We start from the raw sequence: 16,209 nt of genomic DNA on the forward strand, positions 1-16,209 counted from the left end.
AAATTAATTTTTTATAAACTTTTTAGTGACTATAACTCCGTTAGAAAGTTTAATCTTAGCTATGTAAAACAATCTATTCAACTTAGATAGTTCGATTGTTTCTGTTGAAGAATTACCTTTTAATCTATAAATAAGGTTTCCAGAAAAATCAAATATCGAAATTTCATTAAGTAACAAACTGTTAGTTGCCGAAAATAAAAACTTATTGTTATTAAGTTCAACAATGTTTAATGCATTTTTTTCTGAAGCAACTAAACTATTAGTAGACCCCGTCTTTTTGAATACTATTTTAAAACGATTATTAAATTCGCCTACTTCAGAAGTAAAAGTATAATCCGATTCAGATAAATTATGCGTTTTATTTACGAGATTATCCTTTAGATAAATGGTGTTATTTTCTAAAAAGTCTCCTTGCAATTTATAAATTGATAATTTATAAATAGTTGGCACATTAATAGCGCTTTGAAATCCAAGATTAATTCTTTCATTACGAGTTAAGTCTTTTACACTCTTACCTTGAATAGCATACTTTTTATCAGATTTTTTAATTGTAGAATACAAAATTGCCGATTTATTGGCAGATATAACCTTTTGAGCATCATACTTAGCCCCATCATCCAAACTGGTAGCTCCATTAACGTATCCTATTAATGCTTGATTAAAAACACCATTGTTTGAAGTAAGATTTATCCATAATTTATTATCCAAATCGCCAGCAGTAATTGGTCTCTTAGGTTTTGAGCTTTTAAAAAATTGATTATTATTTGTTGTTCCAAGTACACGCATACTATTATTAAAAGTAACCGAACCTTCGCTAATGTTTCCAGATGTTGAAATTGGTGTCGCAGCATCATCATAAATAACAAAAAAACCTTGGCCAGAAGGAATAAATCTATTTGGGGTTACTCCATCACCACCTGCAGATTCTCCCGTGGCATTTATCATAGCATAGTCCGAATCTGAAAAATTTAACACTTCATTTCCATTTGCCGAAGTACTTGGAGCTGTGTTTTGTGACCAAAAATATATTACCCCATCTACATCACTATTTAGTAAAAAAAAGCTATCTGCATCTATTGCAGACGGATATGGATTCCCTATAAAATTCCAATTATTATCATTAGTTTCAGAATCGTTTCTATACAATGGAGTATTAATAACACCATTATTAAATATTCCATTAAATGTATAAACAAATTGTTTAGGCGACCCTGGGCTACTTTCAAAAATAACTCGATTATGTGTAGATGCATACCCAACTCCTGGAATCATAACAGTTGTTCCATTAACCAATCTCCAATCGTCGCCGTTATCGTCAATACCATCTTGTCCAGGCATAGCGGTATTATCATTATTTGTTTCCATAGTAGCATCTAAATAATTTTGGGCATTAAAATCAAAAACCCTATCAGATTGACCATCAGATAACCCATTGGAAATAGTTACTCCATTTACAGGAGAACTCCAGTAGGTGTACTCATACCAGTTATTAGCTGGTGCTGTTTCTTTTTCAACCGTAATGCGTCCTGTAGCAGTTACAGTTGCTAAATCATTTACTTGCACGAAGGCTCCCTGTGGTCTAACTATTATAGCACTACTACAAACTAAATCATTTTGAACCTCAACATAATCTCCATTATCAATTGAAAGTGTTCCTGAATTTATTGTTAAGGAGCAAGCACTAAAACTTCCATTTATTGAAGTATTATAATTTCCATTAATTATCGCTGCACTTGAGCTATCAGGAATAGTTGACCAGCTTGTTCCATCCCAAGTAGTAGTTGAAGCGCATTGAATTATATTTACAACTCCATTAAAAATGAAATCATTAATACTTAATGTCCCATTTGTATTCGATCCTCCCCAAGCATATACCCTAAAAGTGACCGCACTAGAGATATTTTGATAATTAATATTAGATAAATCAATAGTTGATTGTGTTACAACACCTGATCCACCAATAGTAGGAACACCAATATTAGACGCATATCCATCTATACTACTCCTAACAGCAATTTGTACTGGTCCCGTATTTGAACGCTCTACATTAAAAACTAAGCTTGCGAAATCAATCTCATAACCTAAGTTAGGTGTGAGCGTAAAATAGAAATAGTCACCAGAGTCAAATGCTGTTAAATTCCAATCTCTTGCATTATATCTATTATTGGCGTTATTACCGTTTATTGCAGGTCCTCTTCCAATACCAGATACAGTTAAATTAGGATCGACTACTTGCCCAATTACATAAGGGTTGTCATTGTTAGGTCCATTTGTAGCAATATCATTGGAGAATATACTTTGCCCGCAAATAATAAAGGGGTGTACCAATACTATGACAATTGAAAAAAAGAATTTCATTTAAGTTAAGTTTAATTTTTAGATTTGGTAAAATAAAAATTGAACATTGCTATTAATTAATTCTTATTACCTTAATCATTATGTTTAAAAAACAAACATACACACTAGATGTAGCTAAAAAAAAGCTTGAAAACTATTGTGTATATCAAGAACGCTGTCATAAAGAAATTAAGCAAAAGCTTCAAGAAATGCATATGATTCCTGATGCTATAGACTTAATAATAGTGCATTTAATTGAACACAACTTTCTAAATGAAGAACGTTTTGCCAAAGCATTTGTAAGGGGTAAGTTTAATATTAAAAAATGGGGTAGACACCGTTTAACTTTAGAATTAAAGAGAAAGGGGATTACCAAAACTAATATAAATGCTGCAATAAAAGAAATAAATGAAGAAAATTACTATAAAACGTTAGATGAGTTAGCTGAAAAACGATTTTTAGCCCTAAATGAGAAGAACAAGTTCAAAAAAAAGAAGAAATTAATAGATTATCTTTTGTATCGTGGGTGGGAATCACATCTAGTCTATGAGAAAGTAAATGAACTTATAAAGTAGCGTTTTTTTTATGTGTTCTTATTATTGCTTGTTCGTTCTTCCAATCAATCCATTTCTGCCCTTTAATTCTGCGCATTAAATTATCATAATTCCTCATAATAAAAACATTATAGACTGCTTTCGAAAAATTGATTGGGTTTCTTGCTATTGCACGAAGACTCATTGAAAAACCAGGCGTTATATAACGCATATAATGCCAATAACCTTCTGGCATGTACAAAACCTCTCCATGTTTAAGCTCTGTTTTATAACCTTTAGCCTTTTTTAACATTGGCCATTTTTCGAAATCTGGATTATTAAAATCTATATCTTCTCTTGTAATTAATGAATGTGGTATTTTATATAAAAATTCATTTTGATTTTGATCAAAAAGAATACATTGTTTTTTACCTTCAAAATGAAAATGAAAAATATTAGCCAAATCAATATCATAATGCATGAATGTATACGAATCACGACCTCCAAAAAACAGCATTGGGATTCCTTTCATTAGGCGTAAACCAAAATCAGGAAACGTAAAATCTTTTTGCAAAGCTGGAATTTCCTTTAAAGCATTCCATAAAAAAATTCGATACTTTGTGGGTTCTTGTTTCAATAAATCTACATAATCACACAACTTCATTTTAGCATGTGGCTCGTTAAACCCATCTTTATAATCTACAGGTCTATCATCGTAAAGTGGCACAGTAATTTGTCCTCCAATCGCTTTCATATAGTCTAAATTCCATTTACTATATGCTGGCCAATTTTCAATAAAACGCTCGATAACTACAGGTTTCTGTGGTTTAAAGTAGTGTTTTAAAAAATCCGCTTTAGTAATAGTCTTTACACGCGGAATATCTTGTAAGTTTAGTGGCAAAGCTTATCTAGTTTGGTCTTCAAAGTTAAGAAAACGATATTAAAACCAAAATAGTATTTTAATTAGAACGCCTAAGATTCTTCTTGAAATAAGTACTTTAATTTCGTTGTATTCTTTCAAACATTATGAATATCAATATTTTTATAAATTTTAGATTTTCCGCATGTGCAAAATAAATATTAAGTAATTTAGTAAAGTTGTTAAACCAATCGAAAAATGATACTAAACGATACAAACTCTCTTACTTTTTTTACTCCAAAAAATTCAAATAACTTAGGAGCTATTTATTTCGACACAGGAATTTCGGCAGGGTTTCCTTCACCAGCAGAAGATTTTAAAGAACAGCGATTGTCTTTAGACAAAGAGCTTATAAAAAACAAAGAAGCTACATTTTTTGCCCGTGTTAATGGACAATCAATGATTGGAGCTGGGCTAGATGATAACGACTTATTAGTAATTGATAGAAGTCTTGAACCTGTTAACAATAAAATTGCTGTATGCTTTCTAGATGGGGAATTTACGGTTAAAAGATTAAAAGTAGACAAAAATGAAGTTTGGTTACAACCTGAAAACCCTAATTATCCAATAATAAGAATAACAGATGATAATGATTTTATTATTTGGGGTATTGTTACTAATGTGATTAAAAAAGTATAGCACATTTTATATGCATGGTATCATTTACAAAAGAGCTACTACTCATAATGAATTGCATCAAATCTTAGAACTTCAACAAGCAAACATTATAAATTCAATTTCTGAAAAAGAAAAATTAAGCGAAGGATTCGTAACTGTAAATCATAGTTTCGAAACTCTAAATGCTATGAATAATGCTTGTTCCCATATTATTGCAAAACAAAATAGCGAAGTCGTTGGGTATGTTTTATCTATGGTATCCAAATTTAAGGACACTATTGAAGTTTTGGTGCCTATGTTTAAAGAAATAGACAAATACCTAAATAATGAATATAGTTACCTAGTAATGGGTCAAATTTGCGTAGACAAAATCTTTAGAAAACAAGGTCTTTTTAGAGGCTTATATAATTATATGAGACAAGAACTTAATTCAAACTATGATGTTTTGATAACAGAGGTTGACACAAAAAACATTAGGTCTTTAAATGCCCATAAAGCTGTTGGTTTTCAAGTTTTAAAAAGCTATAAATCAAACAATCACGATTGGGAGCTTCTTATTTGGAATTGGAAATAGGATTTTAAAAAAGAAAAGCCAATGAGAGAAAAACTCGCAATGGCTTTTAATTAATATATTAAAAAACTTAGCTAATTACACAATTCCTTGAGCAAGCATTGCATCTGCAACTTTTACAAACCCAGCAATATTTGCACCTTTTACATAATCAATATATCCATCGTCATCCTTACCATATTCAATACAAGAATCGTGAATATTAGACATTATTTCGTTTAATTTATTGTCTACCTCTTCTCTTGACCATTTGAATCTTAATGAATTTTGGGTCATTTCTAATCCAGAAGTCGCCACACCACCAGCATTCGAAGCTTTTCCTGGAGCAAACAATATTTTAGCCTCATGAAAAACAGTTATTGCTTCTTTAGTAGATGGCATATTAGCACCTTCGCTAACACAGATACATCCATTATTTATAAGTGTTTTTGCGTCTTTTTCATGCAACTCATTTTGGGTAGCACAAGGTAAAGCAATATCGCACTTAACTCCCCAAGGTGTTTTCCCTTCTATATAAGTCGCATTTGGATAAGCTTTTACATATTGACTAATTCTTCCTCTTTTTACATTCTTTAGTTGCATTATAAATGCTAATTTTTCAGCATCTATACCTTCTTCATCATAAATATAACCTGAAGAATCTGAAAGTGTCAATACTTTTCCTCCTAACTGGTTTACTTTTTCTGCGGCATACTGTGCAACATTTCCAGAACCAGAAATCACCACATTTTTCCCGCTAAAACTATCTCCTTTAGTTTTTAGCATATTTTGAGCAAAATACACATTTCCATAGCCCGTTGCTTCAGGTCGAATTAATGATCCGCCCCAAGACATTCCTTTACCAGTTAAAACGCCAGTAAATTCGTTTCGTAATTTTTTATACATTCCAAATAGAAACCCAATCTCTCTAGCTCCTACGCCTATATCTCCCGCTGGAACATCTGTATTTGCTCCAATGTGCCTAAATAATTCACCCATAAAAGCATGACAGAATCGCATAATTTCGTTGTCGCTTTTTCCTTTTGGATCAAAATCACTTCCTCCTTTTCCTCCACCCATTGGTAAGGTTGTAAGGCTATTTTTAAAAACTTGCTCGAAAGCTAAGAATTTAAGAATACTCATATTTACCGTAGGATGAAAACGAAGACCTCCTTTATAAGGGCCAATAGCAGAATTCATTTGAATTCTATAACCACGATTTACCTGAATTTCTCCAGAATCGTCAACCCAACATACTCTAAAAGAAATAGCCCTTTCAGGCTCAACCATTCTTAGTAATACGTTTTTGCCATAATAAATATCGTGCTGAACGATGTAAGGTATTACAGTTTCTGCAACTTCCTCAACGGCTTGTAGGAATTCAGGCTCTCCAGAATTTCGCTGTTTCACCAAATCTAAAAACTCTTCAATTATTTTTTCCATGCGATGGTTTTATAATTAATATTTAATGAATTAATAATTTTAGAGCACAAAGATACATTATCTATAAAAATTACATCATTTTTTTTTGAATTTCGTAACTTATATTCGTCAATATAGATATGAGCTAAAGACAATATTTGATTGTTGATTGAGTTTTTATATATTTGTTTATATAACGCCCCAAAAATATTGCACCTTATTATGCTTAACTTAAAACATTTAGCTTTAGTCTCTTGCTTGTTTGCTATATGTGAAACAGCCTATTCTCAATTAGGTTTTTCTCATGAGATAGGTGTTATTGCTGGTCCTGTAGAATTTAGATCGGATTTTGGAAGTCGTTTTGACGAAGCTACTAACTTAGGTAATTCTGGTATTGGTATTGGTATTATACACTATATAAATTTTGCTTATCGTGCAGATTGTAATTGTTATTCCACAGACACCTATTTTAATGACCATTTTAAGTTAAGAAATGAGATTTCTTGGAATTATACCAAGCTTGATCACCATGGGGAACATGTTGCAGCAAATAGAACGGGTGACAATTCATTTAGACTAAGAGGACATCATGGTGTTGCTGAAAATTTTGATATTGGTACACAACTTGAATGGTTCCCTAGAAGTATTCGCTCATTCCAAGCATTTAGTTATTTATTGGCACCTTATGTAAGTTTAGGCATCCACTATACTTCATCATCTCCACAGGCAAGTTCTACTTATGTATCACCTAATCCTGGACCCAACCAAACAGTTGGTAATGTTTTTGATCCTAGAAATATATATTCATGGTGGTATCAAAATGATAGTCGTCTTCCACCAATACCTGCAGGAGAAACACGACAATATCCAATTGACACAAGTCCAAGATCTGATTGGTCTATGGTAACTAGTGTTGGTGTTCGTTATAAAATTGGTGTACTTTCAGATTTATTACTAGACTTAAGATGGCAACTCTACTTTAATGACTGGGTAGATGGGTTTAACCATAAATTAAGTTATAATAAATTTAATGATTGGTTAATATGGCTAAATGTAGGCTATATTTATTATTTAGATTAACCTAAAGCTTGCTTTAAGTCTGCAATTAAATCATCAATATCCTCAATCCCTACGCTTAATCGTATTAAAGAATCTACAACCCCTGTCTTTTCTCTTTCTTCTTTTGGTATGCTCGCATGCGTCATACTTGCAGGATGACCCGATAAAGATTCTACACCACCTAAAGATTCTGCCAATGTAAAAACTTTTAAGTTTTCTACTGTTCTAATAGCTTCTTCATAATTATTCTCTTTTGTGGTAAAAGACAACATTCCTCCAAAACCTTTCATTTGCGCTTTTGCAATATCATGATTTGGATGACCTTCAAACCCTGGCCAATAAACTTTTTCAATTTTAGGATGGCTTGCTAAATATTTGGCAACAGCTTTTCCGTTCTCGCAGTGCCGTTGCATTCTTACATGCAACGTTTTTATTCCGCGAAGCACTAAAAAACTATCTTGTGGTCCACAAATGGCACCACTAGCATTTTGTATAAAGTATAATTTATCTGCCAAATCTTTGTCTTTAACAATTAATGCTCCCATAACCACATCACTATGTCCTCCAAGGTATTTAGTAGCGGAATGCATCACAATATCTGCTCCAAGATCTATTGGTTGTTGTAAATATGGTGTTGCAAACGTATTATCGACTGCTAATAGCGTATTGTGTTTTTTAGATATATCGCTAATAGCTTTAATATCTATAATGTTCATCATTGGGTTTGTTGGTGTTTCAACCCATATAAGTTTTGTATTCTTATTAATATACGCCTCAATACTTGAAGCATTATGCATCCCTATAAAATGAAACTTAATACCAAAATCTTGAAAAATCTTGGTGAATAACCTAAAAGAACCTCCGTACAAATCGTTTGTAGAAACAACTTCATCTCCAGGTTTTAAAAGTTTTATAATAGCATCAATAGCTGCTAAACCAGATCCAAATGCGAGTCCATAATTACCGTTTTCAATACTAGCCAAAGCATTTTCTAAAGCTCTTCTTGTTGGGTTATGGGTTCTAGAATATTCAAACCCTTTATGTCCTCCTGGAGTTGTTTGAGCATAAGTAGATGTTTGATAAATAGGTGGCATAACAGCTCCATAAGCTGGGTCATGCTCTTGCCCTCCGTGTATAGCCTTTGTATTGAATTTCATGTTTTTTGATTTTTAAGGATTCCACTATTAATAAAACAATATTAGAATCTTTGCACAAATGTAAGTTTTAATTCGTTCTATTCAAATGCAATAATTACCTTTAGTATATGGTTAACATAATACGTATGCTTTACAAAAAACACTTAATAATTATTTGTTCTTTTTTAATCTTCTTAAGCTGCAAAGAAGAATTAAAAATATCATTTTCAGAAGTTAGTCCAACCACTAAAAACAATTCTTTAGTAGAAATAAACATTCCTGAAGCCATAGGAATCGAGGTAGTCACAACCCCAATAAATGAAGCAATTCAAAAGACAGTAATCGCATCATTGCATATTGGAAATATGGATGATCTACAGTCAAAATCTATTGAAGAAAGTATCTCTCTTTTTAATAAAGAATATAATACATTTAAAAACGATTTTCCTGAAGCAGAACAGCCTTGGGAAGCACAAGTTGATGGCGACATTATGTTTCAATCTTCAGAAATAATAAGTATTGTTATCACTTCTTATAAAGATACTGGTGCAGCTCATGGCCTTTTAAATATTTCTTTTTTGAATTTTGAAACCGAAACCGGAAAACTCATTCAAAATGATAAGCTTATTTCAAACATAGGAGCCTTTAAAACTATTGCTCAAGCACATTATGAAAAAGCTTTAGAAGAAAAAGACATAGTCACTAATGCTGAAGCTTTCGACCTGCCGAAAAATATTGCTTATAGTGAAGAAGGGGTTATTTTACTTTACAATCTATTTCAAACCGAACCTTACGCAACAGAAATAATTGAATTTACAATTCCCTTTGAAGAGGTTGCCTCTTATCTAGTTTTTAATAGCCTTTAAAAGCGCTAAAACATAGCCATAATGCAACCCTTCATGTATAGCAACAAATTGTAATGCCTCCTCTACATTAGTCAAAGTGTTTCCAGTTGTAGAAACTGTGTAAGTATTGTAAGTTTTAAAAATACTATTATTATAATCTGTTTTGGTTTTTTCTATCGTAGAAAATAACAAACCCTTTATATCATCAACTTCACTTTGATTTAAAGGATAATCTGGTTTAGAATCTTTTCTATATTTATTTATCATCGCATCCGAAAGTGTAGAAGGCAATCCAGACAGTTTATAAACCAATAGCTGTTCAGAAACTAATATGTGACCAATGTTCCAAATAATATTATTATTGAACCCTTTTGGTATTTTATTCAAATCTTCTAATGTGTTGCTTTCTATTATTTTTTTGAAAATTGCTCTTATATTATTTAAAACTTGAAATGTAAAATCCATATTATTTAATTTTTTGCTAAATATAGTTTTTATGGTATAATTACTTTTATTTTGTTGCAAAGATTATTTTGATTTCCTTACTTCTAGGAAATGAAAAACATAATTAATTATGAAAAAAGTATACTATTTAAAAACCTGCAGTACCTGTATTCGAATTTTAAAAGAATTGAATTTATCTGCCGAATTTATATTACAAGACATAAAAACAGAAGAAATAACGGTTAAGCAGCTAGAGCAAATGAAAGATCTTGCGGGCAGTTATGAAGCCCTATTTAGTAAACGGGCTAAGCTTTACAAGGAAATGGATTTGAAAAACCAAAATTTAACCGAAAAAGATTATAAGCAATATATTTTAGAGCATTACACGTTTTTAAGTCGTCCAGTAATAATTATAGACAAGCAAATTTTTGTTGGTAACTCTAAAAAAGTTGTTGAAACGGCTAAAAATTTTATTTAGAGTTAGAATATAAAAAGTCCAACATAAAGATGGATTTTTCGTTCCTTCTCTTGGGCTTACTTCGACGAAGCTTCTCTTGAGCAAAGTCGAAAGGCTCAGTATAAACTTCTCACCCAGTTTAATTCACAAAAAAACCCGATACTTTCATATCAGGTTTTTGTTGCTCCTTCTTCAATTTTGATAAAAAAAGTTGACAAGTTGACTTTGACGGGTTAATTATCTTAAAAACACATTGTTAAAAAGTAAACCCTGCATTATATCGATAAAAAATACATTCCACCTTTACAAAACATTTTGTAATCATTTTATTACTACTTTTATAATACTATTTTTAATAATAGTAGCAAATCATGAAAAAAAAACTATTAATATTTATTATTATAAGCTTTGTAGGTTTTACAGGAAGTACTCAATGCCCTAAGCCATACCAAATAGATACAAATAATAAAACAACCAATTCTATATTATTAACTTGGAATTCAGGAAACAATTCATTGACAGGTAATTTTGAAATAGAATATGGCCTTAAAAACTTCAGCCTTGGAACTGGAACTAAAATTTCAAGCTCAAATGTAGCTGTACAAATCAATAACTTAAACTCTAATACACAGTATGATTTCTATGTGACAAATAAATGTGGGTCTACTCCGACGACATCTGACGTTTATCAAGATTTTACAATCGCAGATTACTGTAATGGAGACCCCTTTTTAGACCCTGGCTTTGAAGAAAATTACGTAGGAACGTACTATGAGATATACAATTTAAGACCAAACTCTCCAGACCAAAGAATAAGTTTAGATTTTGAATTATTTGAATTATCACCTGATGCTACGTTAAAAATATGGGAAGGTGATTACGCTATTGGAGACCCTATTGCAGTTTACAGCAACACCTCCTCCCCCACAGAACCAATCTTTTCAAGAGCAACAAATGGTGAACTCTATATTGTATTTGATTCAAGTAATTCAGAAAATAATGCTGCTGGTTGGGTAGGAAACGTTACCTGTGTTGACAAACCACAATGCAGTATGCCCATAAATATTAATCCTACAAATATTACCTATAATTCAATCACTCTAAGTTGGACAAAAAGCACAGCTAACCGTACATATATAGAATATGGACCTAAAGATTTTATAATTGGCACAGGTGTAAAAGTTGACACTTATTCAAATACAATAATAATATCATCTTTAGAGGAGTTGACAGAATATGATTTTCACTTAACTGAAGAATGTGACGACTTAAGTTTAAGTGATACAAATAAAATTACTTCTATTTCTACAAAACCATTTTGCGAATCAACTATTTCTTTTAGTGGGCTTAAACCTTATCAATTAAATCAAATAGAATTAACAGGAGTAAATATTAATCCTGATCTTAATGAAGAGTGGCAGCTTGAATATGGATTAAAAGGCTTTACACTTGGTGAAGGTTTGACTGCTAATTATTCTTCTAAAGATGTTATAGTTGGAAACTTGGAAAGCGATACTGAATATGATTTTTATTTAAGGAATAAGTGCGGTGAACGTTTTAGCACTCCAATAGGGGCATTCTCAGAAAAAACAAATATTGATTATTGTAGCGAAGGCAAAATATATGACAGAGGAGGAAGAGATGGGATTTATACAAGCTACCAACAAACAAAGGATTTTCATATATTTATTAGAGAGAATACAAGGGCTCGAATAAATGTAAACTCACTGTGGCTTCCAGATTATGAGGAAGTTAACATATATGATGGTCCTGATTCAAATAGTCCTCTTCTTAAACATTTTCGCCATGATTCTCCCCCTGCTGAATTTGTTTCTTCAGGCAACAGTACTGTTCTTTTCTTTGATATTATTAAGAATGGTAGTTACTACTCTAATATAACATGGGATATAGACATAACTTGCGAGCCAACTCCTAATTGTGAAGAAGTTACAAATTTTCAAGTTGTAGACTCTAAGTTGACCCATAATCAATGTGAGTTGAATTGGACTAATACATCTAATTTAAATGATAGTTACAATATAGAGTACGGATTGGAAGGATTTGAAAAAGGAACAGGCACCATCGTACAAACAAATGAAGATTTTATTAATCTCATTAATCTAAATAAGTCAACTTCATACCAAGCTTATATTACTACTGCATGTGCAGAAGGAGGACAAGATAATATCTATGTTGAACCCCTAACTTTTAAAACAACTCCTAATTATTTTGGAGGAGATAAGTTTACTGATGACGGTGGAATCGACAATGATATTCCTGAAAATCAAACCAAAATTACAACGCTATACCCAAAAGTTGATGGGGAAAGAATTCGAATCACTTTTGATTTTATTGAACTAATGATAAACAATTACAATAACAGTTCATTAAAAATATATAGTGGAACAGGTACAGACTCTGAAGCAATTGTAGAACTAAGAAACACAAGTGATTTTGCAGACAAGGGCTCTTCATTCTATTCTGAAGATCCAAATGGAGCTATCACAATTGAATTCGTTAGTAATGCATCATATTCTAATTATTATTCAAGAGGCTGGGTAGCCGATATAATCAGTGAATTAATCCCTGATTGTAGTGAACCTTTCAATATTTCAACAACCAGATTTACCCATCAAGAAATAGACTTAAGCTGGGAGTCTGAAACTGATGTGTCTGAATGGAAAATTGAATATGGGATTACAGGCTTTGAAAGAGGTACTGGTATTGTAAGAGAAACCTTGAATAAGAATATCGCTATCACAGACTTATCCCCTGATACAGAATATGATTTCTATATATCTTCAAAATGTGATAACGGCAACTTTAATGATTATGCTCGTGTATATAAAGAAAATACAAGGCCAGACTACTCAAGTGGTTCCTTATTAACTTCTAATGATGAAGTAAGGATATTATATCCCAACAACAGTGGTGAAAGAATTAGAATTGAATTTACCTATTTCAATCTTGAACAATTTTATGAGTCCAATTCAAGAAGTGAAGTAGTAGTTAATTTCTTAAACGACCTAAAAACATATAATTATTATAGCGCATATGCTTTTAAATTCGACTCTAAATTATATCCTGTAGTTTCCCAAAAAGAAAATGGGTCTTTATACTATTATCAAAATATAGATGGTTCTTCATATTGGGAAGCAAAAGTATATAGCGAGCCTAAACCTACTTGTGAGACAACTAATGAGAAAGATTTTTTATTTCAACGAGTAAGTAATAGTGAAGTGGAGCTTATTTGGAAAAAAAGTGACGATAACACAACTTATAAAGTTGAATATGGACCTGTTGGTTTTTCTTTAGGAACAGGTACTATAAAAGAATTTGATAGTACCAAGCAATTTTTAGAGGAAGACCTTCGCAGACCTTATCATACTTATAATACAGAAAACGACCGTTTTGATAAAAATACGATTTACTATTCTAGTATTATTGATAATTTAGAAGAAAACACGGAATACGAATTCTATATTACAACTATATGTCCAGATGGGTTTACCAATACCTTCTCAGTACCAAAACTAATTAAAACAACCCTAAATTTACTTAATGAAGGCATATATCATGGGAATTCCTCAGGGCAAATGAAACAGAGACAAGTTTGGACTATATTGGGGCAACTTGAAAACACAACGATTTATCCAAACAAAAAAAATGAAAGAATTGTTGCGACAATAAAACGGTTGAAAATCCCTGAATACTATTACGATGGAGACCCCTTTACTATTTTTAACAACAATAATACTAAAGATGAAAGCAAAATACTTTTCTCCTCTTTTTATGAAATAGACCGCTATGATGATGATATTATTGTAAAAGCCAACAATGATAATGGCTGTTTAACTTTTAACTTCTCACATAGAGACAGTTACTCTTTCGGTTACATACCAGAAACCATAGAAGAATGGGATTCCTACACTAGACCTGTAGGCTGGATTGTTGAAATTACTTCAGAACCAAAAAACGGCTTAAGTGTAAAAGATATAGATGACATTAAAAATATTAAGTTATACCCTAACCCTTCTAAGGATTATTTCTTTTTAAAAAGTAATTTAGATTTGAAAATTAAAGAAATTAGCATCAATGATATTACAGGTAGAAGTGTAAAAAAATATTTCAATACCAATTTGAATCAGAAACTATATTTCAACTTACCTTCTGGAACCTATTTTGTAAACATAAAAACAGAAAACAACAATACAAGTGTTAAAAAAATTATTGTGAAGTAATTTTATTTTATAAAGAAGTGGAATTTTCTAATTTTTAAAGCTATCGTAGTAAAACATACAAAACCCTAGAGAAAAGTAAGCGGAATAATTCTCTCAACTTTGTATCAAGTATAATATAATAAGTCCACACTAAATACAGGTCTATATTTTATTAAAATAGAAGGTAAAAATGGGACATAAGAAATTGAAAAATTTGTAAAAGAATAAACTGTTATGAAAAATATAATATTCTTATTAATTGTTTTGTGTTTTATTAATTCGTCATGTGATAATTCTTCAGGTGACAACCATTTAAGCGGTGATTTAAATATTAATGTATCAGCCAAGATTTTTGACTACTGCAACAATGTTTGGGAGAATGCAGATGCGGATATTATTATTTCAGGTGACGGAATAGAATTAGTAAACCAAAAACTAACTACTAGTACAAACTCTATTTTATTAGCTTCAGATTATAATGAATACATAGTGACTATCTCCAAAGTAGGAACTCAACCATATTCTAATATTTTTTCTAGTGAGGAAATTAAGATGTTAAAAAATACCTCAATGGAGGTCGAATTAGATGCAAAAATATTTGATGGAACAATTACCATAGACACCCAAGAAAAATTTGATGATTTTGTTTCTGAAGAATACAGCAGAGTAAGTGGCAATCTTAATATTAGTAATATCGACAATTTTACTAGTATAGAAAACTTATCGAATTTGACATCTATTGGAGGAGGTTTAAGAATTGTAACAGTAGACAAGCTTAATAGTTTAAAAGGATTAGATAATCTGAAATGTATTGGAGCAGATTTGAGCATTTATAATAACCCCATGCTATCAAGCATTGAACATTTAAATAGTTTATCTAATATTGGGGGATACTTATGGATTCAGGACAATATTAATCTATCCAGTATAGAAGGTTTAGAAGGACTAACTTCGCTACCTTCATATTTAGAAATATTGAATAATGAAAACCTTACCAGTTTAAATGGATTGAATAACATTGAATTTATAGAAGATTATATTTATATAAGCGGTAACTATAAGCTAACTAGTATAGAAGCATTAATTAATCTATCAAAGGTGAATGCAGGATTAGAAATTTCTGGGAATTTTGAACTTGTTAGTTTAGCTGGATTAGATAATATTACTAGCATCGCAGGTACTTTAAAACTTGCAGAAAATAAAATCAATAGTTTGGGAGGGTTAAATAATTTGGTTACAGTAGGAGGTAATTTAAATATATATAACAATTCATTCCTTTATGATTGGTGTCCAATTAGAAACTTGTTTCTAAATAACGGTTTAACTGGTGGTCACTTGTTTGGGAATTGTTCATACAACCCAACAATTGAAGATATAACAAATGGAATTTGTAAGCCTTAAATTAATCTAAGTAAGGCAAATAAATTCAATGGATCAAGTAAAAAAGGGAAGCTAACAACTTCCCTTCAATCTCTCCATCTCAATACTAATTTTCTTCTGTACCACCTTCCCATAACTATCTTGAGTAATCTTCATACTAGAATGACCTAATAACCTGAGTTCGACGTAAGAAAGTCAAATTTTCAGCATAGAAAAGCAGAATATTTAGTATATTAAAGTGTTGAAATTCAATATTTTAAAAAACATTCTGCTTATGATTTCTAAAGAT

Annotated in this window: 13 protein-coding genes; 8 read left to right on the forward strand and 5 right to left on the reverse strand. The window is 31.3% G+C overall.

Features of this window, described 5'->3' with window-relative positions; all coding sequences use genetic code 11:
- Positions 1–3 precede the first annotated feature (3 nt).
- Positions 4–2,358: a T9SS type A sorting domain-containing protein gene (locus Q0739_RS10785; protein ID WP_298238739.1), complete on the reverse strand. Its 2,355-nt coding sequence runs from the start codon at positions 2,356–2,358 to the stop codon at positions 4–6.
- An 80-nt stretch (positions 2,359–2,438) separates the two neighbouring features.
- Between Q0739_RS10785 and Q0739_RS10790 the strand changes: the two genes are divergently transcribed.
- Positions 2,439–2,912 (forward strand): regulatory protein RecX, encoded by a 474-nt coding sequence (locus Q0739_RS10790; protein ID WP_298238740.1) that lies wholly within the window; start codon positions 2,439–2,441, stop codon positions 2,910–2,912.
- Here the strand turns inward: Q0739_RS10790 and Q0739_RS10795 are convergent.
- On the reverse strand, positions 2,902–3,771 hold the full coding sequence (locus Q0739_RS10795) for a cupin-like domain-containing protein (RefSeq protein WP_298238741.1): 870 nt from the start codon (positions 3,769–3,771) through the stop codon (positions 2,902–2,904). The genes Q0739_RS10790 and Q0739_RS10795 overlap by 11 nt on opposite strands.
- Positions 3,772–3,987: 216 nt before the next feature.
- Between Q0739_RS10795 and umuD the strand changes: the two genes are divergently transcribed.
- Positions 3,988–4,428 (forward strand): translesion error-prone DNA polymerase V autoproteolytic subunit, encoded by a 441-nt coding sequence (gene umuD, locus Q0739_RS10800; protein WP_298238742.1) that lies wholly within the window; start codon positions 3,988–3,990, stop codon positions 4,426–4,428.
- Positions 4,429–4,438: 10 nt separating this feature from the next.
- Positions 4,439–4,981 (forward strand): GNAT family N-acetyltransferase, encoded by a 543-nt coding sequence (locus tag Q0739_RS10805; protein WP_298238743.1) that lies wholly within the window; start codon positions 4,439–4,441, stop codon positions 4,979–4,981.
- Positions 4,982–5,056: 75 nt separating this feature from the next.
- Here the strand turns inward: Q0739_RS10805 and gdhA are convergent, their stop codons facing one another.
- On the reverse strand, positions 5,057–6,400 hold the full coding sequence (gene gdhA, locus Q0739_RS10810; RefSeq protein ID WP_298238744.1) for an NADP-specific glutamate dehydrogenase: 1,344 nt from the start codon (positions 6,398–6,400) through the stop codon (positions 5,057–5,059).
- A 201-nt stretch (positions 6,401–6,601) separates the two neighbouring features.
- Here gdhA and Q0739_RS10815 point away from each other — a divergent pair, with 201 nt between their 5' ends.
- A complete protein-coding gene (locus Q0739_RS10815; protein WP_298238745.1) occupies positions 6,602–7,459 on the forward strand; it encodes a glutamate dehydrogenase in 858 nt (285 codons plus the stop codon).
- On the opposite strand, the gene Q0739_RS10820 is transcribed toward Q0739_RS10815, so the two are convergent.
- Positions 7,456–8,595 carry a cystathionine gamma-synthase gene (locus tag Q0739_RS10820; RefSeq protein WP_298238746.1) on the reverse strand — a complete coding sequence of 380 codons (1,140 nt, stop codon included), beginning with the start codon at positions 8,593–8,595 and terminating at the stop codon, positions 7,456–7,458. The genes Q0739_RS10815 and Q0739_RS10820 overlap by 4 nt on opposite strands.
- Positions 8,596–8,720: 125 nt before the next feature.
- Between Q0739_RS10820 and Q0739_RS10825 the strand changes: the two genes are divergently transcribed.
- Positions 8,721–9,440 carry a DUF3298 and DUF4163 domain-containing protein gene (locus Q0739_RS10825; RefSeq protein ID WP_298238747.1) on the forward strand — a complete coding sequence of 240 codons (720 nt, stop codon included), beginning with the start codon at positions 8,721–8,723 and terminating at the stop codon, positions 9,438–9,440.
- Here Q0739_RS10825 and Q0739_RS10830 read toward each other — a convergent pair.
- Complete coding sequence (locus Q0739_RS10830; protein WP_298238748.1) at positions 9,420–9,884, reverse strand: DinB family protein; 465 nt, start codon at positions 9,882–9,884, stop codon at positions 9,420–9,422. The genes Q0739_RS10825 and Q0739_RS10830 overlap by 21 nt on opposite strands.
- A 109-nt stretch (positions 9,885–9,993) precedes the next feature.
- Here Q0739_RS10830 and Q0739_RS10835 point away from each other — a divergent pair, with 109 nt between their 5' ends.
- The 3 genes from Q0739_RS10835 (at position 9,994) to Q0739_RS10845 (ending at position 15,941) form a co-directional block, all read left to right on the forward strand.
- Positions 9,994–10,341, forward strand: coding sequence for an ArsC/Spx/MgsR family protein (locus tag Q0739_RS10835; RefSeq protein ID WP_298238749.1), 348 nt, complete (start codon positions 9,994–9,996; stop codon positions 10,339–10,341).
- 350 nt (positions 10,342–10,691) lie between these two features.
- The gene (locus tag Q0739_RS10840; protein WP_298238750.1) at positions 10,692–14,561 is read left to right on the forward strand and encodes a T9SS type A sorting domain-containing protein; all 3,870 of its coding nucleotides are present in this window, start codon (positions 10,692–10,694) and stop codon (positions 14,559–14,561) included.
- 213 nt (positions 14,562–14,774) lie between these two features.
- On the forward strand, positions 14,775–15,941 hold the full coding sequence (locus tag Q0739_RS10845) for a hypothetical protein (RefSeq protein WP_298238751.1): 1,167 nt from the start codon (positions 14,775–14,777) through the stop codon (positions 15,939–15,941).
- Positions 15,942–16,209: the final 268 nt, after the last annotated feature.

The sequence above is a fragment of the uncultured Algibacter sp. genome (assembly GCF_947487605.1).
Lineage (GTDB): Bacteria > Bacteroidota > Bacteroidia > Flavobacteriales > Flavobacteriaceae > Algibacter_D.